Source organism: Streptomyces cyaneofuscatus (assembly GCF_042718795.1).
In the GTDB taxonomy this organism is placed as follows: Bacteria; Actinomycetota; Actinomycetes; order Streptomycetales; family Streptomycetaceae; genus Streptomyces; species Streptomyces cyaneofuscatus_A.
Map to the genome: position 1 here is coordinate 79,227 of NZ_JBHXOX010000009.1, position 20,360 is coordinate 99,586.

At 69.2% G+C, this 20,360-nt stretch carries 19 protein-coding genes; 9 read left to right on the forward strand and 10 right to left on the reverse strand.

Translation table 11 applies throughout. From position 1 onward, the window contains the following. Positions 1-164: 164 nt before the first annotated feature. The 3 genes from ACFWRT_RS12095 to ACFWRT_RS12105 all read right to left on the reverse strand — a co-directional run bounded on the left by ACFWRT_RS12095 (position 165) and on the right by ACFWRT_RS12105 (position 3,384). Entirely contained in the window at positions 165-1,433 is a 1,269-nt protein-coding gene (locus ACFWRT_RS12095; RefSeq protein ID WP_380955835.1) for an MFS transporter, read from the reverse strand. A 125-nt stretch (positions 1,434-1,558) separates the two neighbouring features. After that, positions 1,559-2,641 (reverse strand): inositol-3-phosphate synthase, encoded by a 1,083-nt coding sequence (locus ACFWRT_RS12100; protein ID WP_380955834.1) that lies wholly within the window; start codon positions 2,639-2,641, stop codon positions 1,559-1,561. A 59-nt stretch (positions 2,642-2,700) separates the two neighbouring features. Next, entirely contained in the window at positions 2,701-3,384 is a 684-nt protein-coding gene (locus ACFWRT_RS12105; protein WP_356062753.1) for a PadR family transcriptional regulator, read from the reverse strand. Positions 3,385-4,029: 645 nt separating this feature from the next. On the opposite strand from ACFWRT_RS12105, the gene ACFWRT_RS12110 reads away from it, so the two are divergent. Together ACFWRT_RS12110 and ACFWRT_RS12115 are read left to right on the forward strand one after the other, a co-directional pair. After that, the gene (locus tag ACFWRT_RS12110) at positions 4,030-6,498 is read left to right on the forward strand and encodes a transglycosylase domain-containing protein (RefSeq protein WP_380955836.1); all 2,469 of its coding nucleotides are present in this window, start codon (positions 4,030-4,032) and stop codon (positions 6,496-6,498) included. Between the two features lie 171 nt (positions 6,499-6,669). After that, entirely contained in the window at positions 6,670-8,172 is a 1,503-nt protein-coding gene (locus ACFWRT_RS12115) for a glycosyltransferase family 87 protein (RefSeq protein WP_380955832.1), read from the forward strand. A gap of 47 nt (positions 8,173-8,219) precedes the next feature. Here the strand turns inward: ACFWRT_RS12115 and ACFWRT_RS12120 are convergent, their stop codons facing one another. From ACFWRT_RS12120 to ACFWRT_RS12130, 3 genes are all read right to left on the reverse strand, one after another. After that, a complete protein-coding gene (locus ACFWRT_RS12120; RefSeq protein ID WP_018513858.1) occupies positions 8,220-9,251 on the reverse strand; it encodes an alanine racemase in 1,032 nt (343 codons plus the stop codon). Between the two features lie 79 nt (positions 9,252-9,330). Next, positions 9,331-10,449 carry a lipid II:glycine glycyltransferase FemX gene (locus tag ACFWRT_RS12125; RefSeq protein ID WP_380955831.1) on the reverse strand — a complete coding sequence of 373 codons (1,119 nt, stop codon included), beginning with the start codon at positions 10,447-10,449 and terminating at the stop codon, positions 9,331-9,333. A 162-nt stretch (positions 10,450-10,611) separates the two neighbouring features. After that, on the reverse strand, positions 10,612-10,953 hold the full coding sequence (locus ACFWRT_RS12130; protein ID WP_380955829.1) for a hypothetical protein: 342 nt from the start codon (positions 10,951-10,953) through the stop codon (positions 10,612-10,614). 409 nt (positions 10,954-11,362) lie between these two features. On the opposite strand from ACFWRT_RS12130, the gene rpsF reads away from it, so the two are divergent. The 4 genes from rpsF (at position 11,363) to rplI (ending at position 13,101) form a co-directional block, all read left to right on the forward strand. Continuing rightward, a complete protein-coding gene (gene rpsF, locus ACFWRT_RS12135) occupies positions 11,363-11,653 on the forward strand; it encodes a 30S ribosomal protein S6 (RefSeq protein ID WP_015609864.1) in 291 nt (96 codons plus the stop codon). A gap of 73 nt (positions 11,654-11,726) precedes the next feature. Continuing rightward, positions 11,727-12,356: a single-stranded DNA-binding protein gene (locus tag ACFWRT_RS12140; protein WP_326704764.1), complete on the forward strand. Its 630-nt coding sequence runs from the start codon at positions 11,727-11,729 to the stop codon at positions 12,354-12,356. A gap of 43 nt (positions 12,357-12,399) precedes the next feature. Then, positions 12,400-12,636 (forward strand): 30S ribosomal protein S18, encoded by a 237-nt coding sequence (gene rpsR, locus ACFWRT_RS12145; RefSeq protein WP_003967857.1) that lies wholly within the window; start codon positions 12,400-12,402, stop codon positions 12,634-12,636. An 18-nt stretch (positions 12,637-12,654) separates the two neighbouring features. Beyond that, a complete protein-coding gene (rplI, locus tag ACFWRT_RS12150) occupies positions 12,655-13,101 on the forward strand; it encodes a 50S ribosomal protein L9 (protein ID WP_018513854.1) in 447 nt (148 codons plus the stop codon). 127 nt (positions 13,102-13,228) lie between these two features. On the opposite strand, the gene ACFWRT_RS12155 is transcribed toward rplI, so the two are convergent. Then, positions 13,229-14,566 carry an MATE family efflux transporter gene (locus tag ACFWRT_RS12155; RefSeq protein WP_380955828.1) on the reverse strand — a complete coding sequence of 446 codons (1,338 nt, stop codon included), beginning with the start codon at positions 14,564-14,566 and terminating at the stop codon, positions 13,229-13,231. 459 nt (positions 14,567-15,025) lie between these two features. Between ACFWRT_RS12155 and dnaB the strand changes: the two genes are divergently transcribed. After that, positions 15,026-16,501 (forward strand): replicative DNA helicase, encoded by a 1,476-nt coding sequence (gene dnaB / locus ACFWRT_RS12160; protein WP_380955826.1) that lies wholly within the window; start codon positions 15,026-15,028, stop codon positions 16,499-16,501. Between the two features lie 20 nt (positions 16,502-16,521). On the opposite strand, the gene ACFWRT_RS12165 is transcribed toward dnaB, so the two are convergent. Then, complete coding sequence (locus ACFWRT_RS12165; protein WP_380955824.1) at positions 16,522-17,097, reverse strand: TetR/AcrR family transcriptional regulator; 576 nt, start codon at positions 17,095-17,097, stop codon at positions 16,522-16,524. Positions 17,098-17,254: 157 nt separating this feature from the next. On the opposite strand from ACFWRT_RS12165, the gene ACFWRT_RS12170 reads away from it, so the two are divergent. Together ACFWRT_RS12170 and ACFWRT_RS12175 are read left to right on the forward strand one after the other, a co-directional pair. Next, positions 17,255-17,839, forward strand: a complete 585-nt coding sequence (locus ACFWRT_RS12170) for a dihydrofolate reductase family protein (RefSeq protein ID WP_380955823.1) — start codon at positions 17,255-17,257, stop codon at positions 17,837-17,839. Positions 17,840-17,910: 71 nt separating this feature from the next. Then, complete coding sequence (locus ACFWRT_RS12175) at positions 17,911-19,290, forward strand: serine hydrolase domain-containing protein (protein WP_380955822.1); 1,380 nt, start codon at positions 17,911-17,913, stop codon at positions 19,288-19,290. Between the two features lie 85 nt (positions 19,291-19,375). Here the strand turns inward: ACFWRT_RS12175 and ACFWRT_RS12180 are convergent, their stop codons facing one another. Together ACFWRT_RS12180 and ACFWRT_RS12185 are read right to left on the reverse strand one after the other, a co-directional pair. Further along, a complete protein-coding gene (locus ACFWRT_RS12180; RefSeq protein WP_380951674.1) occupies positions 19,376-19,828 on the reverse strand; it encodes a GNAT family N-acetyltransferase in 453 nt (150 codons plus the stop codon). Positions 19,829-19,856: 28 nt separating this feature from the next. After that, positions 19,857-20,315 (reverse strand): MarR family winged helix-turn-helix transcriptional regulator, encoded by a 459-nt coding sequence (locus ACFWRT_RS12185; protein ID WP_380951675.1) that lies wholly within the window; start codon positions 20,313-20,315, stop codon positions 19,857-19,859. Positions 20,316-20,360 lie beyond the last annotated feature (45 nt).

Consider the following 20,360-nt stretch of genomic DNA (forward strand, 5'->3'; position numbering starts at 1 on the left):
GGCCGGGGGGGGGGGGGCCTCTCATGTTTGGGGGGCGGGGCCGGGGGTGGTGGGGGGGGGTTTTTTTTAACCTAAAAAAAACCCCCCCACCGGATGTGCTGAGGGGCGTTGTTTCACGTGAAACAACGCCCCTCAGCACATCCCCTCAACACATCCGAGGCCGGCTACCCGCCGCTGCTCGTGTAGCGCCCACGGAACATGGCCACCGCGACGGCCGCGTACAGCACGGCCACTCCGGCCACCACGGCGACGGATCTGCCGTCCGGCGGGAGCAGCAGCGCGGCGACCCCGGCCGCGCCCACGAACGCGACGTTGAAGAGCACGTCGTAGAGCGAGAAGACCCGGCCGCGGAAGGAGTCGTCCACCGACGTCTGGACGACGGTGTCTGTCGCGATCTTCGATCCCTGGGTCACGACGCCGAGCACGAAGGCGGCGATCAGCATCGGCACGGGGGTGAAGGAGAGCCCCAGAGCCGGAACCAGGACGGCCGCGGATCCGGCGCAGGCCGTGATCCATCCGTACCGTCCGAGCCGCCCCACGGCCCAGGGGGTCACCACGGCGGCGACGAAGAATCCCGCGCCGGAGGCCCCGACCGCCAGGCCGAGCAGGGCCAGTCCGTCGGAGTCGCCGTCCGACCAGGCGTAGCGGCAGAGCATGAGCACCATCACGGTGAGCGCGCCGTAGCAGAAGCGGAGCACGGTCATCGCGGCCAGCGCCCGGGCCGCGTGGGTCCGCTCTCCCAGGTGGCGGAGTCCGGCGACGAGCCCGTGGGCCGTGACGGTCAGTGCGGCCCGCAGCCGGAGGGGCGTTCCGTCGGGATCGGGCCCCAGCAGCGTGCGCGGCAGGCTCAGCGACGCCAGCGCGGAGAGCAGATAGAGCACGGCCCCCAGCAGGACGACCGCCGCGTCCGACTCGTCGGCCACCAGCCGTACGACGAAGGCGAGGCCACCGCCCGCGGTGGCGGCGAGGGTGCCGGCCGTCGGGGAGAGCGAGTTGGCGATGACGAGCCGCTCGTCGTCGACCACCCGTGGCAGTGCGGCGGAGAGCCCTGCCAGCACGAAGCGGTTGACGGCGGTGACGCTGAGGGCCGAGGCGTAGAAGAGCCAGTCCGGTACCGAGGCGAGGATCAGCAGGGCCGTGCAGGAGGCCAGGGCGGCCCGCAGGAGGTTCCCGTACAGGAAGACCTGGCGGCGGGGCCAGCGGTCCAGCAGGACGCCCGCGAAGGGGCCGATCAGCGAGTACGGGAGCAGGAGGACCGCCATGGCCGAGGCGATGGCGGCCGCCGAGGTCTGCTTCTCCGGCGAGAAGACGACGTACGCGGCGAGGGCGACCTGGTAGACGCCGTCGGCGGACTGGGAGAGGAGCCGCACGGTGAGCAGGCGGCGGAAGTTCCGCAGGCGCAGGAGAGTGCCCAGATCACGCGCGACAGACATGGGAGCAAGCGTCACACACGTGGGGGGTCCGCGGGCGGATTGCCCGGGGACCCCCCACGTGCGGCAGGAGGAGGTGAGCGTCTCCGCTCAGTGCTCCGGTGATGCGGTCATGCGTGCGAGCCGGTTCAGCTCTCGGTGTCGCCGGCGATGAACTTCTCGACGTTCTCGCGGGCCTCGTCGTCGAAGTACTGCACGGGCGGGGACTTCATGAAGTAGCTCGAAGCCGAGAGGATCGGGCCGCCGATGCCGCGGTCCTTGGCGATCTTCGCGGCGCGGACGGCGTCGATGATGACACCGGCCGAGTTCGGGGAGTCCCACACCTCGAGCTTGTACTCCAGGTTCAGCGGAACGTCACCGAAGGCACGGCCCTCAAGGCGGACGTACGCCCACTTGCGGTCGTCCAGCCAGGCCACGTAGTCGGAGGGGCCGATGTGGACGTTGTCCGCACCGAGCTCGCGGTCACGGATCTGCGAGGTGACGGCCTGCGTCTTCGAGATCTTCTTGGACTCCAGGCGCTCACGCTCGAGCATGTTCTTGAAGTCCATGTTGCCGCCGACGTTCAGCTGCATCGTGCGGTCCAGGACGACACCGCGGTCCTCGAAGAGCTTCGCCATCACGCGGTGCGTGATGGTGGCGCCCACCTGGGACTTGATGTCGTCGCCGACGATCGGGACACCGGCCTCGGTGAACTTGTCCGCCCACTCCTTGGTGCCGGCGATGAAGACCGGGAGAGCGTTGACGAAGGCGACCTTGGCGTCGATGGCGCACTGCGCGTAGAACTTCGCGGCGACCTCGGAACCGACGGGGAGGTAGCAGACGAGAACGTCGACCTGCTGGTCCTTGAGGACCTGGACGACGTCGACCGGGGCGTCCGCGGACTCCTCGATCGTCTCGCGGTAGTACTTGCCCAGACCGTCGTGGGTGTGGCCGCGCTGGACGGTGACGCCCGTGTTCGGCACATCCGCGATCTTGATGGTGTTGTTCTCGCTGGCGCCGATGGCGTCCGCGAGGTCGAGGCCGACCTTCTTCGCGTCGACGTCGAAGGCGGCGACGAACTCGACGTCGCCGACGTGGTAATCGCCGAACTGGACGTGCATCAGGCCGGGCACCTTGCCGGCCGGATCTGCGTCCTTGTAGTACTCGACGCCCTGCACCAGCGAGGCGGCGCAGTTGCCCACGCCTACGATGGCTACGCGAACCGAACCCATTCCGGTTGCTCCCTGTGTAATCGGTGTTTCCGATGAAGTCCCCGCGGAATGCGGTGACTTCACTTGGCGGTGTCGTCGGACGGATCCGGCGGGGTGTCACCCCGGTGCCGGGGCAGGCCGCCCGTCTCTCCTGATGTGTCCTGCTGAGCAGAGCCCTCGGGCGAGGATCGTCTCTGATCCCGTCCCGACCGCTCGCTCTCGATGAGCTCGTTCAGCCAGCGCACTTCGCGCTCCACGGACTCCATGCCGTGTCGCTGCAGCTCAAGTGTGTAGTCGTCGAGTCGTTCACGTGTGCGGGCGAGAGAGGCGCGCATCTTCTCCAGACGCTCCTCCAGCCTGCTGCGCCTGCCTTCGAGCACCCGCATCCGCACGTCGCGTTCGGTCTGGCCGAAGAAGGCGAAGCGGGCCGCGAAGTGCTCGTCCTCCCAGGCGTCCGGACCTGTGTGCGAGAGCAGCTCCTCGAAGTGCTCCTTACCTTCCGCCGTCAGCCGGTAGACGATCTTCGCCCGGCGCCCGGTGAGGGACGAGGCGGGCGTGGTGTCCGCCTCGTCACCGGAGGGCTCCTCGATCAACCAGCCGCTGGCCACCAGCGTCTTGAGGCACGGGTAGAGGGTCCCGTAGCTGAACGCGCGGAAGATGCCGAGCGAGGTGTTGAGGCGTTTGCGCAGCTCGTAGCCGTGCATCGGCGACTCGCGGAGCAGCCCGAGAACGGCGAACTCGAGGATGCCGGAGCGTCGGCTCACGTGCTTCTCCTCCTTCTGCCGCTGGTTCCGCGGGAACCGTCTGCCGGATCCACCGACGTACTTATGTCGTGCTGATGTATCGACTCGATACATCAGCACGATAGATCGGTACGACAGGTTCGACAAGGGTGACCTTCGTGAGCGGCGTCACATCGCCAATTCGTAGGGAGCGACTTGCGTTGTTTGGGGTGAAGTTCGGCCCTAGGAGGGTTTTGACCGTGCGTAGTCTGTGCGGCATGCAGACCACCGGGAACCGTGAGGCGCCGTTGTGCGTCAGTAATCGCGGACTGCCGGATGTACTGCGGATGAGCCTTCCGCAGGGCTGGTCCGTAATTCGGGGGGACCGGATCTCAACTGCCGCTTCCAGGCGCTCTCGCCTGCCCGAGGAGTAGTCGTTCCATGAGCGAGCACCGTCGCAAATCGTCCCAGCCGCAAGGTGGCGGGCGGGCCGCGGCCAGACGAGCCGCCCAGCAGTCGGCAGGACGCCGAGCAGCGCCGTCACGCAGAGCCACCTCCGTGTCACATGCCGAGCCGCAGGGCGAGGAGCCCCAGTACGGCAGCCGTGCTGAGGCCCGCCGTGCGGCTCAGCGCGGCGGGGGCCGGCGGCGGGGTGGCGGCGACGCCGTGCCTCCCGGCAAGAAGCGCATGATCGACTACCCGCGGCACGGCCGGTACGGATTCCGTCGCTGGCTGCCCTCGTGGAAGCTCGTCTCGGGCCTCTGCGTGGGCTTCCTCGGCGCGCTGATCGGCGTGGCAGGCGTCTCGTACGCCCTGGTCGACAAGCCGAACATCCAGGATGCCGCCAAGGCGCAGAACAACGTCTACTACTGGGCCAACGGCGACCAGATGGTGGCGACCGGAGGGGTGGCCAACCGCCAGGAGATCAGCTACGAGCAGATCCCCGTGGCGATGCGCAACGCCGTGGTCGCGGCCGAGAACAAGAGCTTCTGGACGGACAAGGGCATCGACCCCAAGGGCATCGGCCGCGCGGTGTTCAACATGGCCACGGGCGGTCAGACCCAGGGTGGTTCGACCATCACCCAGCAGTACGTGAAGAACTCGCGGCTCAACCAGGACCAGACGCTCTCGCGGAAGTTCAAAGAGCTCTTCATCACCCTCAAGGTCGCCGGGGAGGAGAAGAAGGAGACGGTCATGGCCGGCTACCTCAACGTCTCCTACTACGGACGCGGCGCCTCCGGTCTGCAGGCCGCGGCCCGTACGTACTACGACAAGGACGCCACGGACCTGAACCCGAGCGAGTGCGCGTTCCTCGCGACGCTGCTCAAGGGTGCGAGCTACTACGACCCGGCCGGTGCCACCGACATCGACCCTAAGGGCGCGACCCCGGCGAAGAACCGCGAACGCGCCGAGGACCGCTGGAAGTGGATCCTCGACGAGCAGGTCAAGGACGGCAAGATGTCGGCGGAGGAGCGGGCGAAGTACAAGGACTTCCCCGAGCCCCAGAAGCCGAAGAAGAACGCCAAGCTGGGCGGTCAGACCGGCTACCTGGTGGAGCTGGCGCGTAAGTACTTCCTCGCCAACAACACCGAGAACATCAAGGCCAAGGACATGGAGCTCGGCGGCTTCGAGATCCACACCACCTTCGAAGAGGGCAAGGTGAAGGCCCTCGCCAAGGCGGTGGACAAGGTCTACAAGGCCAAGATCCGTCCCGAGGAGCGCCCGGAGACGGACACCCACGTGGAGTTCGGCGGTGCCTCGGTGGACACCAGGACGGGCGCCATTCTCGCCACGTACGGCGGGCAGGACGCGACGAAGCACTTCACCAACAACGCCGACGCCACCGGCGCCCAGGTCGGTTCGACGTGGAAGCCCTTCGTCCTGGCCGCGGCGATGCAGTACGGCGTACGCGATCCGAAGCTCGGGCCGCAGCAGGACAACTCCCAGCGCACGATCGTCTCGCCGGAGAGCATCTACAACGGCGACAACAAGCTGGAGATCAAGAACTACAACGGCGAGGTCTGGAAGGGCAAGGACGACAAGGGGTGGCTCCAGACGAACGACGGCGACTACGACCACGGTGAGATCGACCTGCGGCACGCCATGGAGCAGTCGGCCAACTCCCCCTTCGTGCAGCTCGGTATGGACGTCGGGACGGACAAGGTCAAGGAGGCCGCCGTCGCCGCCGGCCTGAAGGACGACGGGATGATGGCGGACTCCACCGTTCCGTCGTTCTCGATCGGTACGTCCTCGCCCAGCGCCATCCGGATGGCGGGCGCCTACGCCACCTTCGCCACGAGCGGCCAGCAGAACCCCACGTACTCCGTCACCGAGGTGAAGCAGAACGGCAAGCCCGTCTTCCAGCACCGGAAGCAGTCCAAGCGTGCCTTCTCCACGCTCATCGCGGACAACGTCACGGACGTGCTGAAGAACGTGGTGGAGAACGGCACCGGCCAGCCCGCGCGGCTCGAAGGACGGGAGGCGGCGGGGAAGACGGGTACGACGGACGGCAACAAGTCCGCCTGGTTCGTCGGTTACACCCCGCAGCTCTCGACGGCGATCAGCATGTTCCGCCTGGACGACGACGAGACCAACACCAAGCGCACGTTCGAGAAGATGTTCGGCACCGGCGGCGAGAAGAAGATCCACGGAAACTCGTTCCCGGCGTCCATCTGGCACGACTACATGACCGCGGCGATGAAGAACAAGAAGGTCCTCTCCTTCCCGAAGCCGCAGCCCATCGGCGAGGAGGTCTGGGGCGGTGGCGCGGCCAGTCCGAGCCCGACCCCGTCCCCGACGCCGAGCCCGACGCCTTCGCCGACGCCCTCCACCGAGAAGCCGGAGCCGCCGAAGCCGTCCCCGACGCCCACCACCCCGTCACCCACGCCGAGCAAGACCTGCGATTTCTGGGACCGGGAGTGCCAGAACCCCAACGGGGGTGGAGCGAACGAAGGAGCCGACGGGGGCGCGAACGCGGGAGCGGACGGCGGCGCCAACACCGGCACCACCGAAGGTGGTGCCAACGCCGGAGCCGACGGTGGTGCCACCGCGGGGGCCGACGGCGGCGCCAACACCGGCACCACCGAAGGAGCCAGTGGCGGGAACGCCGGGGCCGATGGCGGCGGCACTCTATGGAGCGGCGCCAACGGCGGATAGCCGCACCGCAGCAGGGCTCGTGACAGGCCCTGGACGCCCGTAGGACGAGGGCCGCCGCACCGGAAAGGGTACGGCGGCCCTCGTCGCGTTCCGGGCCGCCAGAGGGCCCTCCTCCCGTGTCCCGGGCCGGTCCATGCCCCGGCCACAGCCCCGTACGGCAGGATGTGCGGCATGCCAAGCCCCAGCGCAGAGGACACGAGCGTGCAGCAGCAGGAGCGGCCCGTCGTGCGGCCCACCGATCAGGACGAGGTCGCGGCGGCCGGCAGTGAGCTGTTCGGCGGGCGGGCGGGGCGCTGGGCACGGCTCGGCGACGGTCCGCTGACGCCCGTACGGGTCGTCGCCCTGACCATGATCGGGATGTTCGCGCTCGGCATGGTCCAGAAGATCCCCTGCTACGAGTGGGCGTGGTTCCGCGGAGCCACCTCCCAGTACACGCACGCCTGCTACTCCGACATCCCGCACCTCTTCCTGGGGCGCGGCTTCGCCGACGGCCTGGTGCCGTACTTCGACCGGCTGAGCGGCGACATGCAGTACCTGGAGTACCCCGTACTGACCGGGGTCTTCATGCAGGTGGCCGCCTGGCTGACCCTCACGCCGGACAGCGACCCGATCCAGCAGCGCGAGCAGATGTACTGGATGGTCAACGCGGGCATGCTGATGATCTGCGCGGTGGTCATCGCCGTGTGCACCGTACGCACCCACCGGCGGCGCCCCTGGGACGGCCTGCTGGTCGCGCTGGCCCCCGCGTTCGCCCTCACCGCCACGATCAACTGGGACCTGCTGGCCGTCGCCCTGACGGCCGCCGCGATGCTCATGTGGTCGCGGGGCCGGGTGCTCGTGTTCGGCGTCCTCATCGGCCTCGCGACGGCCGCCAAGCTCTACCCCGTCCTGCTCCTCGGCCCGCTCCTGGTGCTCTGCTGGCGGGCCGGCAGATGGCGCGAGTACGGCACCGCCCTGCTCGGCGCGGGGGCGGCCTGGCTGGCGGTGAACCTGCCGGTGATGCTCTACGCCCCCGAGGGCTGGCGGAAGTTCTACACCTTCAGCCAGGAGCGGCCCATCGACTTCGGCTCCTTCTGGCTGATCATCACCCAGCGCACCGGGAAGCCCATCGACGTGGAGACGGTGAACACCGCTTCCGTGGTCCTGATGGTGGTGTTCTGCGCGGGCATCGCCGGTCTGGCGCTCACCGCCGCCCGCCGGCCGCGCTTCGCCCAACTGGCGTTCCTGGTGGTGGCCGCGTTCATCCTGACGAACAAGGTCTACTCACCGCAGTACGTGCTCTGGCTGATCCCGCTCGCCGTCCTGGCCCGGCCGCGCTGGCGCGACTTCCTCATCTGGCAGGCCTGCGAGGTCATGTACTTCCTGGGGATCTGGTTCTACCTCGCGTACACGAGCGGCGGAGACAAGCACCAGGGGCTGCCGCAGGAGGGCTACCAGCTCGCGATCGCCCTGCACCTGCTGGGCACGCTGTACCTGTGCGCCCTGGTCGTCCGGGACATCCTGCTCCCGGAGAAGGACCCGGTGCGCCGGGACGGGTCGGACGACCCGTCGGGCGGTGTGCTCGACGGGGCGCCGGACGCGTTCGTGCTGGGCCCCGACGCCCGGACGTCCGGGCACACGGCCCCGACGGTCACCGGGCCTCAGGTGGAGTGGGGCGCGGCCCGGGAGCGCTGACCCGGGGCGGCCCGCTCAGCGGTCGATACGGCCCCGGGGCGGCCCGCTCAGCGGTCAACGAGCCGGTCGGGCTGCGTGGTCGTGTGGCGCAGATGGGCGACCAGCTCGTCACCGACCCGCGGCTCCTGCGCGTCCGAGGGCACGAACAGGATCGACACCTGCATGTGCGGCGGCTCGGCGAACCACCGCTGCTTGCCCGCCCAGACGAACGGCGACAGGTTGCGGTTGACCGTGGCCAGACCGGCGCGCGCGACGCCCTTGGCCCGCGGCATCACCCCGTGCAGCGCCTTGGGCGCCTCCAGGCCGACCCCGTGGGACGTACCGCCCGCGACGACGACAAGCCAGCCGTCGGACGCCGCCTTCTGCTGGCGGTAGCCGAACCGGTCGCCCTTGGTGACGGGCGTGACGTCCAGGACGGCCCCCCGGTACTCCGTGGCCTCGTGGTCCCCCAGCCAGAGCCGGGTCCCGATGCGGGCGCGGAAGCGGGTCTGCGGGAACTGCTGCTGGAGCCGGGCCAGCTCCTCGGCGCGCAGATGGCTGACGAACATGGTGTGCAGCGGCAGCCGGGCCGCGCGCAGCCGGTCCATCCACCCTATGACCTCCTCGACGGCGTCCGAGCCGTCGGTACGGTCCAGCGGCAGGTGCAGCGCGAAGCCTTCGAGGCGTACGTCCTCGATCGCCGCGTGCAGCAGCCCGAGCTCCTCCTCCTTGACCCCGTGGCGCTTCATCGAGCTCATGCACTCGATGACGACCCGGGCGCCCACCAGGGCGTGCACCCCGTCGACGGAGGAAACGGACCGGATGACGCGGTCCGGCAGCGGGACGGGCTCCTCGCCGCGCCGGAACGGGGTCAGGACGAGCAGGTCGCCGCTGAACCAGTCCTTGATCGTGGCGGCCTCGTACGTCGTGCCGACGGCGAGGGTGTCGGAGCCGAAGCGGATCGTCTCGTCGGCGAGCCGCTCGTGGCCGAAGCCGTACCCGTTGCCCTTGCAGACCGGTACGAGGCCGGGGAACTGGTCGATCACGGACTTCTGGTGCGCCCGCCAGCGCGCGGTGTCGACGTAGAGGGAGAGCGCCATGGCCGGCCCGGAACCTTTCTGGTGGCGGTGGATGCGTTGGGTTGGTGCTGCGGTGAAGCGCGTGCCGTATCGAAGCGCGTCAGCGGCGCGACATGTAGATGTCGAGCGCCTTGTGGAGCAGCTTGTTGAGGGGGAAGTCCCACTCGCCGACGTACTCGACCGCCTCGCCACCGGTGCCGACCTTGAACTGGATCAGGCCGAAGAGGTGGTCGTTCTCGTCCAGCGAGTCGCTGATGCCGCGCAGGTCGTAGACGGTGGCGCCCATCGCGTAGCTGTCGCGGAGCATCCGCCACTGCATGGCGTTCGACGGCCGGACCTCGCGCCCGATGTTGTCCGAGGCCCCGTAGGAGTACCAGACGTGTCCGCCGACGACGAGCATCGTGGCGGCGGAGAGGTTCACGCCGTTGTGGCGGGCGAAGTAGAGCCGCATCCGGTTGGGGTCCTCGGAGTTGAGGACGGTCCACATGCGCTGGAAGTACGAGAGGGGGCGCGGGCGGAAGTGGTCGCGCACGGCCGTGATCTCGTAGAGCCGCTGCCACTCGGCCAGGTCCTCGTAGCCGCCCTGGACGACCTCGACGCCGGCCTTGTCGGCCTTCTTGATGTTGCGGCGCCACAACTGGTTGAAGCCCTTGAGGACGTCCTCCAGGGAGCGGTTGGCCAGCGGCACCTGGAAGACGTAACGCGGCTGTACGTCACCGAATCCGGCGCCGCCGTCCTCACCCTGCTGCCAGCCCATCTTCCGCAGCCGGTCCGCGACCTCGAAGGCGCGCGGCTCGATGTGGGTGGCCTCGACGTCGCGCAGGCGCTTCACGTCCGGGTCCTGGATGCCGGACTTGATGGCCGCCGAGTCCCAGCGCCGGATGACCACCGGCGGGCCCATCTTCACGGAGAAGGCGCCCTGCTGCTTGAGGTGGGCGAGCATCGGCTGGAGCCAGTCGTCCAGGTTGGGCGCGTACCAGTTGATGACCGGGCCCTCAGGCAGGTACGCCAGGTAGCGCTTGATCTTGGGAAGCTGGCGGTACAGGACGAGGCCCGCACCGACCATCTCGCCGTCTCTGTCGAACCAGCCCAGGTTCTCCGAGCGCCATTCGGTCTTCACATCAGCCCACGCCGGGACCTGGCAGTGACTGGCCGAGGGCAGGCTCTGGATGTACGCCAGATGCTGCTCTCGGCTGATGGTCCTCAGGGTCAGGCTCATGCGGGGCGCTCCTCGGCAGGTGTGTCCCCATCGGTCAGGGGCTCCGGCTCTCGCGCCGAAGCCTACTGTGACCGAGGGGCACCCGGCCTGGCCGCGTAGGGCCGGAACGCCCGCGACGGGCCGGTGCGGCCGCGTGGACGGGCGCACCGGGTCCTGCGCCGGTCAGGTGATGACGCCGCCGAAGAGGCCGCCGTGCGCCATACCGAGGTAGAAGCCGACCGCGGAGGCGCCGATCCCCATGATCAGGCCGAACCTCTCCCAGGTGGTCTTCGAGATGTACTGGCCGTAGACGCCGGTGAGGATCCCGATCAGCCCCGCCCAGGAGCTGATCAGGTGCAGATGGTGGAACATCGCCGTCACGAAGGCGAGGACACCGAGCACCCCGGTCACCGCCATCAGGACGTCCTGGACGGGGTGCGGCCCGCCGTCCGTCGCGAAGAGCGAGCCGGTGGCGGGGCGGCCGGTCGTGGACCGGGAGCCGGCGGGACGAATGGTCTGTGCCATGGATGACCTCCTGGCCGGACGGGCGGTGGAATGTAGCGCCTCTCACACCGCATCTGTCTCGATTGTGCCCCTGGGACTCCGGATCCGCCCTCCGGCATTCCGCAGGATCCGCCCTCCGGTGTCCCGCGGTGTGCGCCCTCCGGAATCCGGACCGGATGTGCCGCTGAATCCGGACCGGATGTGCCGCTGACCTCCGGATTTCAACCGGAAGCCGGTCTGCGGGTAGTCTGTACGGTCTGCACCGGTGTCTGCCCAGGCCAGCGCGGCGAGCCCCTCCCCCAGGAATCTTCCCGGGAGCGGATCGTCAGTGCCGGGTCGTTCTTTTCGCCAGACGCCGTTGCGCTACGCATCACGACCCTCCTGCCACGGAACGACCGTGGCCGCTGAGTCCAAAGGAGGTGGGTTCCACATGCGTCACTACGAGGTGATGGTCATCCTCGACCCCGATCTCGAGGAGCGAGCAGTCTCCCCGCTGATCGAGAACTTCCTCTCCGTCGTCCGTGAGGGCAACGGAAAGGTGGAGAAGGTCGACACCTGGGGCCGTCGTCGGCTCGCTTACGAGATCAAGAAGAAGCCCGAGGGCATCTACTCGGTCATCGACCTGCAGGCCGAGCCTGCGGTCGTCAAGGAGCTCGACCGCCAGATGAACCTGAACGAGTCGGTCCTCCGGACCAAGGTCCTCCGTCCCGAGATCCACTGAGCATCTAGCTCAGCGGTTTTCGGGTCCGAGTAGCAGCAAGCAGCCAGAAGCAATCCCGCCGAGAGGTTCACCCATGGCAGGCGAGACCGTCATCACGGTCGTCGGCAATCTCGTCGACGACCCCGAGCTGCGCTTCACCCCGTCCGGTGCGGCGGTCGCGAAGTTCCGTGTCGCGTCCACTCCCCGCATCTTCGACCGGCAGACCAATGAGTGGAAGGACGGCGAAGGCCTGTTCCTCACCTGCTCGGTCTGGCGTCAGGCGGCGGAGAACGTCGCGGAGTCGCTCCAGCGAGGCATGCGCGTCGTCGTGCAGGGCCGGCTGAAGCAGCGGTCCTACGAGGACCGTGAGGGCGTCAAGCGCACGGTCTACGAGCTGGACGTCGAGGAAGTCGGCCCCAGCCTCAAGAACGCCACGGCCAAGGTCACCAAGACCACCGGTCGCGGCGGTCAGGGCGGCCAGGGCGGATACGGCGGCGGTGGCGGCCAGCAGGGTGGCGGCAACTGGGGCGGCGGTCCCGGTGGCGGTGGCCAGCAGGGCGGCGGCGGTGCTCCCGCCGACGACCCGTGGGCGACCGGCGCGCCGTCCGGCGGCCAGCAGGGCGGTGGCCAGCAGGGTGGCGGGAGCGGCTGGGGCGGAAGCCCCGGTGGTTCCGGCGGCTCCGGTGGCTCCGGCGGCGGCTACTCGGACGAGCCCCCCTTCTAGGGCGGCTCGTACCCCCACTTCTTGATCACACAGGAGAAACACCATGGCGAAGCCGCCTGTGCGCAAGCCTAAGAAGAAGGTCTGCGCGTTCTGCAAGGACAAGACCCAGTACGTGGACTACAAGGACACGAACATGCTGCGGAAGTTCATTTCCGACCGCGGCAAGATCCGTGCCCGCCGCGTCACCGGCAACTGCACGCAGCACCAGCGTGACGTCGCCACGGCTGTCAAGAACAGCCGTGAGATGGCGCTGCTGCCCTACACGTCCACCGCGCGATAAGGGAAGGGTGACAACAGCATGAAGATCATCCTCACCCACGAGGTCTCCGGCCTCGGCACCGCCGGCGACGTCGTCGACGTCAAGGACGGGTACGCCCGCAACTACCTGGTCCCGCGTGGCTTCGCCATTCGCTGGACCAAGGGCGGCGAGAAGGACGTGGCGCAGATCCGCCGCGCCCGCAAGATCCACGAGATCGCGACGATCGAGCAGGCCAACGAGATCAAGGCCAAGCTCGAGGGCGTGAAGGTCCGTCTGGCTGTTCGCTCCGGCGACGCCGGCCGTCTCTTCGGCTCGGTCACTCCGGCTGACGTCGCTTCGGCGATCAAGGCCGCCGGTGGTCCGGACGTCGACAAGCGTCGCGTCGAGCTCGGTTCGCCGATCAAGACGCTCGGCGGGCACCAGGTGTCCGTCCGTCTGCACCCCGAGGTCGCTGCGAAGCTGGCCGTCGAGGTCGTTGCTGCCTAAGGGCAGAGCTCAGCAGAGCAGGTGAAGGGCCGCATCCCGTTGGGGGTGCGGCCCTTTGCTGTGTGGGTGTGTTTCACGTGAAACACACCCACATGTTTCACGTGAAACGGTCCGCGGAGCCCGCGGATCAGCGGGTCGCTCCGGTGACGATCCACCGGCCGGAGCGGGTACGCACCCAGAGGGTGATCAGCCGGACGGCCATCATCAGCGTCATCGCCCACCAGAGGGCGGTGAGGCCGCCGCCGAGGGCAGGCACCAGAAGCGCGACGGGGGCGAAGACGGCCAGCGTCACCAGCATGGCCACCGCGAGGTAGCGTCCGTCTCCCGCTCCCATCAGGACACCGTCCAGGACGAAGACCACCCCGGCGATCGGCTGCGAGACCGCCACGACCAGGAGCGCGGGGAGCAGGGTGTCCTTCACCGCAGGATCGCTGGTGAAGAGCGGGATGAAGAGGGGCCGGGCGAGCATGATCAGCACCCCGAGTGCGATGCCGCAGCCGATGCCCCACTCCACCATGCGACGGCAGGCCTCGCGGGCGCCCTTCTCGTCGTTCGCCCCCAGGTACCGGCCGATGATCGCCTGACCGGCGATGGCGATGGCGTCGAGTGCGAACGCGGTCAGGCTCCAGAGGGAGAGGATGATCTGGTGCGCGGCGATGTCGGTGTCGCCGAGCCGCGCGGCCACGGCGGTGGCGATCATGAGGACGGCCCGGAGCGACAGGGTCCGGACCAGGAGCGGCACGCCGGCGCGGGCGCTGGCCCGGATGCCGGCGGCGTCGGGGCGGAGGGAGGCGCCGTGCCTACGGGCTCCGCGTACGACCACGACGAGGTAGGCGACGGCCATACCCACCTGGGCGATCACCGTGCCCCAGGCGGATCCGGCGATGCCGAGCCCGGCCCCGTAGACGAGGGTCACGTTGAGGATGCCGTTCGCCGTGAAGCCGCCGATGGCGACGTACAGCGGGGTACGGGTGTCCTGGAGTCCGCGCAGCACGCCGGTGGCGGCGAGAACGACGAGCATCGCCGGGATGCCGAAGCTGGAGATCCGCAGATACGTGATGGCGTACGGGGCGGCGGTGTCGGAGGCGCCGAAGACGTCGACGAGCCAGGGGGCCGAGGGGATGGCGAGTGCCACGACGAGGGCGCCGAGCAGCAGGGCGAGCCAGATGCCGTCCATGCCCTGGCGGATCGCGGCGGGCAGATCGCCCGCCCCGACACGGCGGGCGACGGCGGCCGTGGTGGCGTAGGCGAGGAAGACGAAGATGCTCACGGCGGTCATCAGCAGGGCCGCGGCGATCCCGAGACCGGCCAGTTGCGGGGTGCCGAGGTGGCCGACGACGGCGCTGTCGACCATGACGAACAGGGGCTCGGCGACCAGCGCGCCGAACGCCGGTACGGCGAGGGCGATGATCTCGCGGTCGTGCCGTCGACGGCCTGTTCGGGGAGTGGTGGGGGCCGGAGTCATGAGGGTTAATCTAATCTTCCACAGGTAAGAGATGCAATGGCCCTGTGCCCCTTACCTGAGCCCTGCTGGGGTCTTCATCCTGGAGCCGTTCGCAGTGATCTTGAAATTGGGGCGAAAGTTTTTCTCCCCCACAGTCAGTGGATGGAGAACATGCAGGTCAAGCCAGTGATGGTGGTCCTGCTATGAGTTTGTCCACAGTGCTGTCCCCCGTTCCGTGCACAGGTTCTGCGGACTTCTCCACAGCATCTGGTCCGTCATCCACATGCCCTGTGGATAACCAGATTGGCTGACGGTGCGGACAGGCCTACCGTGGTCCGGCGCCCGCACTCCGTTCCGGCACCGGAATCACCAGAACCAGACGCGCCGGAAGCGGAGTCGGGCGACTTGTTTGTCAGCGCCGTGCCGTAAGAAAGAGTGGCACGGCTAGGTCCGCGAAGCGGACGGGAGGAGGTGGGCCGGGTGAGCATCCCCGAGCCTTTGGACGACCCCTGGACCGAGGCCGGTCCCGGCGACCGTCTGCCCGCCCGCCAGCGTCGCGGGGAGCGCAAGGGGGGCCGCGAGGACCGGCACGACCGAGGCTCCGACGAGGGCTGGGGCGGTGGCTCCCCCTCGTTCGAACGGGTGCCTCCCCAGGACCTGGACGCGGAGCAGTCGGTCCTCGGCGGCATGCTGCTGTCCAAGGACGCCATCGCCGAGGTCGTCGAGGTCATCAAGGGGCACGACTTCTACCGCCCGGCGCACGAGACCGTCTTCACGGCGATCCTCGACCTCTATGCCAAGGGCGAGCCCGCCGACCCGATCACGGTCGCCGCGGAGCTGGTCAAGCGCGGGGAGATCACCAAGGTCGGCGGGGCGCCGTACCTGCACACCCTGGTGCAGTCCGTCCCGACCGCCGCCAACGCCTCCTTCTACGCGGAGATCGTCCACGAGCGGGCGGTCCTCCGGCGGCTCGTCGAGGCCGGCACGAAGATCACGCAGATGGGATACGCGGCCGACGGGGACGTCGACGAGATCGTCAACTCCGCCCAGGCCGAGATCTACGCGGTCACCGAGCAGCGCACCAGCGAGGACTACCTCCCCCTCGGCGACATCATGGAGGGCGCGCTCGACGAGATCGAGGCCATCGGGTCGCGCAGCGGCGAGATGACCGGCGTCCCGACGGGCTTCACCGACCTCGACGCCCTGACGAACGGCATGCACCCCGGCCAGATGATCGTCATCGCGGCCCGCCCCGCCATGGGCAAGTCCACGCTGGCACTGGACTTCGCCCGGGCCGCGTCGATCAAGAACAACCTGCCCAGCGTCATCTTCTCCCTCGAGATGGGGCGCAACGAGATCGCGATGCGCCTGCTGTCGGCCGAGGCGCGGGTGGCCCTGCACCACATGCGGTCCGGCACGATGACGGACGAGGACTGGACGCGGCTCGCGCGCCGCATGCCCGAGGTCTCGGCCGCTCCGCTCTACATCGACGACTCCCCCAACCTGTCGATGATGGAGATCCGCGCGAAGTGCCGTCGGCTCAAGCAGCGCAACGACATCAAGCTCGTGATCATCGACTATCTGCAGCTGATGCAGGCCGGCGGGTCGAAGCGGTCCGAGAGCCGCCAGCAGGAGGTCTCGGACATGTCCCGAAACCTCAAGCTGCTGGCCAAGGAGCTGGAGGTCCCGGTGATCGCGCTCTCGCAGCTGAACCGTGGCCCCGAGCAGCGTACGGACAAGAAGCCGATGGTGTCCGACCTGCGTGAGTCCGGCTCCATCGAGCAGGACGCCGACATGGTCATCCTGCTCCACCGCGAGGACGCCTACGAGAAGGAGTCCCCGCGCGCGGGCGAGGCCGACATCATCGTCGGCAAGCACCGTAACGGCCCGACGGCGACCATCACCGTGGCCTTCCAGGGCCACTACTCGCGCTTCGTGGACATGGCGCAGACCTGAGGGCCCGCAGCACAGCCGCGTCACAGGACCGGAATGATCCGCTCCACGACCGTGTCCACCAAGGTGTCGAGGGCGATGTCCCCAAGCATGTCCGGCAGGGTGAAGTGCTCCAGGAGTACGCCGGTCATGGCCAGGTAGAGGACGAGGAACGCGGAGTGGTCGCCGGGGAGGTCCGTGTCGCGGTGGAAGGCGGCGCTCTCCTCGAAGGCCGTCCGGACGGTCCGGGTCAGCTGCGCCCGTAGCTCGGGGCGGCGGGTCGCCTCCAGACGGAGTTCCAGCAGGGCCAGGTAGCCGGTGGGGTCGTCGGCCATCCGCCGGACCAGCCAGTGCATCAGCTCGGCGACCAGTTCACGGGAGGGTGCGGGGCGCAGTGCCTGTTCGACCTGGGCCGGGTCCGGGGCCATCCGGTCGTGGATGCGGGCGCCTGTCTGCATGAACAGGTCGTCACGGCTGCTGAAGTAGTTCGACGCGGTGCCCATCGGCACGCCGGCCCGGGCGTCCACGGCGCGGAAGGTGAGCCCCCGGGCCCCCTCCTGCGCCAGGACCTCGATCGCGGCGTCCGTGAGAGCCACCCTGCGCTCGGGGTTCTTCGCCATGAGTTCTTCTCCTGCTCGTCGTCCCCGGAAAGAGGTTGCGCGACCACTACACCTGAAGCACTATAAGTGTCGTGGTTGCGGCGCGTCACCCTGGTGACCCGGCCGCCGCCTCGTCCTGGGCCGTCGAGCCCGCGTCGGCACGCGGAACGGGGAACACATGCGCAAGCTCACCTACTTCATCGCCTGTTCGATCGACGGCTTCATCGGTGACCCGCAGGGTGATGCCGAGGCGATGATGGCCTTCGTCGACGAGGAGTTCATCGCTTTCCTCAAGGAGGAGTATCCGGAGACGATCGCGGCTCCGGGCCGCAAGGCCCTGGGGATCGAGCACCTGGAGAACCGACGCTTCGACACCGTGGTCCAGGGCCGGGCCACCTATCAGGTGGGCCTGGACATAGGGGTGACGAGCCCTTACGGCCATATGCGCGAGTTCGTCGCCTCCCGGACGCTCACCGAGTCGCCGGATCCGAACGTGGAGCTGATCGCGGAGGACGTGGTCGGTAGGGTCGGAGAGCTGAAGGCGGAGGAGAGCGGGCTGGATATCTGGCTCTGCGGCGGATCTCAGCTGGCGGGGCAGTTGGCCGACGAGATCGACGAGCTCGTGATCAAGACCTATCCGCTGGTGTACGGCTCCGGGATGCCGATGTTCGGGTCCGGGTTCACGCCCCACCAGTTCACGCTGGAGAAGGCGCGGACCTTCGGGAACGGGACTGTGGTGCGGACGTACGGCCGGAAGCGCTGACGCCTTCTCGCAGGGGTTGCGCGCCCGGTAATCCCCTCGTCAGGCGGCAGCCCGTCGGGTAAGGGTTGACCATGACTTCTCCCCGTGAAGAACTGCTCCCCAGCACCCGGCGCTCCCTCCTCCACCGCCTTGCCACAGCACAGCGGGACGGCCGGGCGCCCTCCCTCGCGGCCGCCGTGCAGCGGGAGGGCCGGATCGCGTGGAGCGGGGGGCGTACGGGCCTGGAGGGGCAGGTACCGGACGCCGATACGCAGTACCGGATCGGCTCGATCACCAAGACGTTCACCGCGGTTCTGGTTCTGCGGCTGCGGGACGAGGGGCTGATCGACCTGGACGACCAGGTGGAGAAGCACCTTCCCGGCACCGGAGCGGGCGGCGCGACCGTCTTCCAACTGCTCGGCCACAGCGCGGGGCTCGGCGCCGAGGCGCCCGCCCCCTGGTGGGAGCGGACCCCGGGGACCCTGCGGCCGGAGCTGTCCGATGTGCTCGGCGAGCGGCCGCACATGCACCCGGTGGGCCACCGCTTCCACTACTCCAACCCCGGCTACACCCTGCTCGGTTCGCTGATCGAAGCGGTCCGCGGAGTCTCCTGGGAGGAGGCGCTGCGCCGCGAGGTCCTGGAGCCGCTGGGCATGCACCGTACGACGGGCGGGCCGGTCGCTCCGTACGCGGAGGGCTGGGCCGTTCATCCCTGGGCCGATGTGGTGGTGAGCGAGCCTGCCGAGGATCTGGGACTGATGGCGCCCGCCGGTCAGCTCTGGTCCACCGCGGCCGACCTGTTGCGCTTCGCCGCCTTCCTGGTCGAGGGCGACGACCGGGTCCTGTCGGCCGCTTCCGTACGGGAGATGCGGACGCCCGCCGCGCCCGCCGCCGAGGGCGGGGGCAACGCCTACGGCCTCGGGCTGCAGGTGGTGAAGACCGACAGTCGCGTCCTGTTCGGGCACGCGGGTTCGCTGCCCGGGTTCGTCGCCGGCCTGTGGTTCAGCGAGGACGACGACGTCGCCGCGGTCGCCCTCGCCAACGCCACCTCGGGGCTGCCCGCCGCCACGGTGGCCGCCGAACTCCTGAGCATCGTCGCGGACGCGGAGCCGCGGATCCCGGAGCCCTGGCGCCCGCTGCCCGAGGCCGACGAGGAGCTGCTGGCCCTGACCGGGATCTGGCACTGGGGGACCCACACGTTCACGCTGCGGCTGACCGGGGGCCGGGGGCTGGAGCTCAGGCCGCTGGGCGGCACCGGTCGGGGAGCGGCCTTCACGCCCCGGCCGGACGGCACCTGGACGGGCCAGGACGACTACTACGCGGGGGAGATCCTTCGCGTCGTACGCAGGGAGGACGGCTCGGTCGACCACCTCGACCTCGGCTCGTTCGCCTTCACCCGTGAGCCCTATGAGGCGGGCGCCGATGTTCCGGGTGGACTGGACCCGGCGGGCTGGCGGGGGATCAGCGGCTGACGCCTGAGCGGTGACGGCCGGTGGGGTGGGTGTTTCACGTGAAACACCCACCCCACCGGCCGTTGTCGTTCGCAGAGTGGGCCCCTCAGAGAGCCAGCTTGAAGCCCACGTGGCTGGCCGTGAAGCCGAGCCGCTCGTAGAAGCGGTGCGCGTCCTCGCGGGTGACATCCGAGGTCAGCTGCACCAACTGGCAGTCCTGGCGGCGGGATTCGTCGACCGCCCACTGGATGAGCTGCGTACCGAGCCCGCTGCCCCGCTCGTCGGTGTGGACGCGGACGCCCTCGATGATCGAACGGGTGGCGCCGCGCCGGGACAGCCCGGGGACCACGGTGAGCTGGAGGGTCCCGACCACGCGGTCCTCGCGGACGGCGACGACGACGTGCTGGTTCGGGTCGTCCGCCAGCCGTCGGAGGGCGGCGCGGTACGGGGTGAGGTCGTCCGGCGACTCGCGCTGCGCGCCGAGCGGGTCGTCGGCCAGCATGGCCACCACGGCGTCGAGATCGGTCTCGGCAACGGGGCGTATCTCAAGATCGCTCATGAGCGGCAGCGTACGCGCTCCGCAGGTGTCAGACCGGGGCCTTCAGCTCTTCGACCGCCCGGACCAGAGGGGCGAGCTCAGGGTTCTCCGACGCCTCGTCCAGCGCCGCTCGCAAGGCGCTGTCGTTGGTCGGCCGGGCCTCCGTGAGCAGGGTGAGCCCGGCCTCGGTGACATCGGTGTAGATGCCCCGCCGGTCGGTGTCGCAGAGATACCGGGTCAGCAGCCCGCGGTCCTCCAGCCTCGTGACCAGCCGGGTGGTGGCGCTCTGGCTGAGGACCACGGCGTCGGCGACCTGCTTCATCTGGAGATGGCCGCCGGGGCCGCTGTGCTGCCGGCTCAACACGTCGAGCAGCGAGTACTCCCGCGCGCTGAGCCCGTGGCCCGACTGGAGGGCGCGCTCGATGCGGGCCTCGATCCTCCCGTGGAGCAGGGAGAGGGCGCACCAGCCCTGGGCGAGGGCGGTCAGGGCGGGGTCGGTCGCGGTCATGGTCTCTCCTCCGGGCGGGAGCTGCGTGGTTCCAGGATAGGGGAC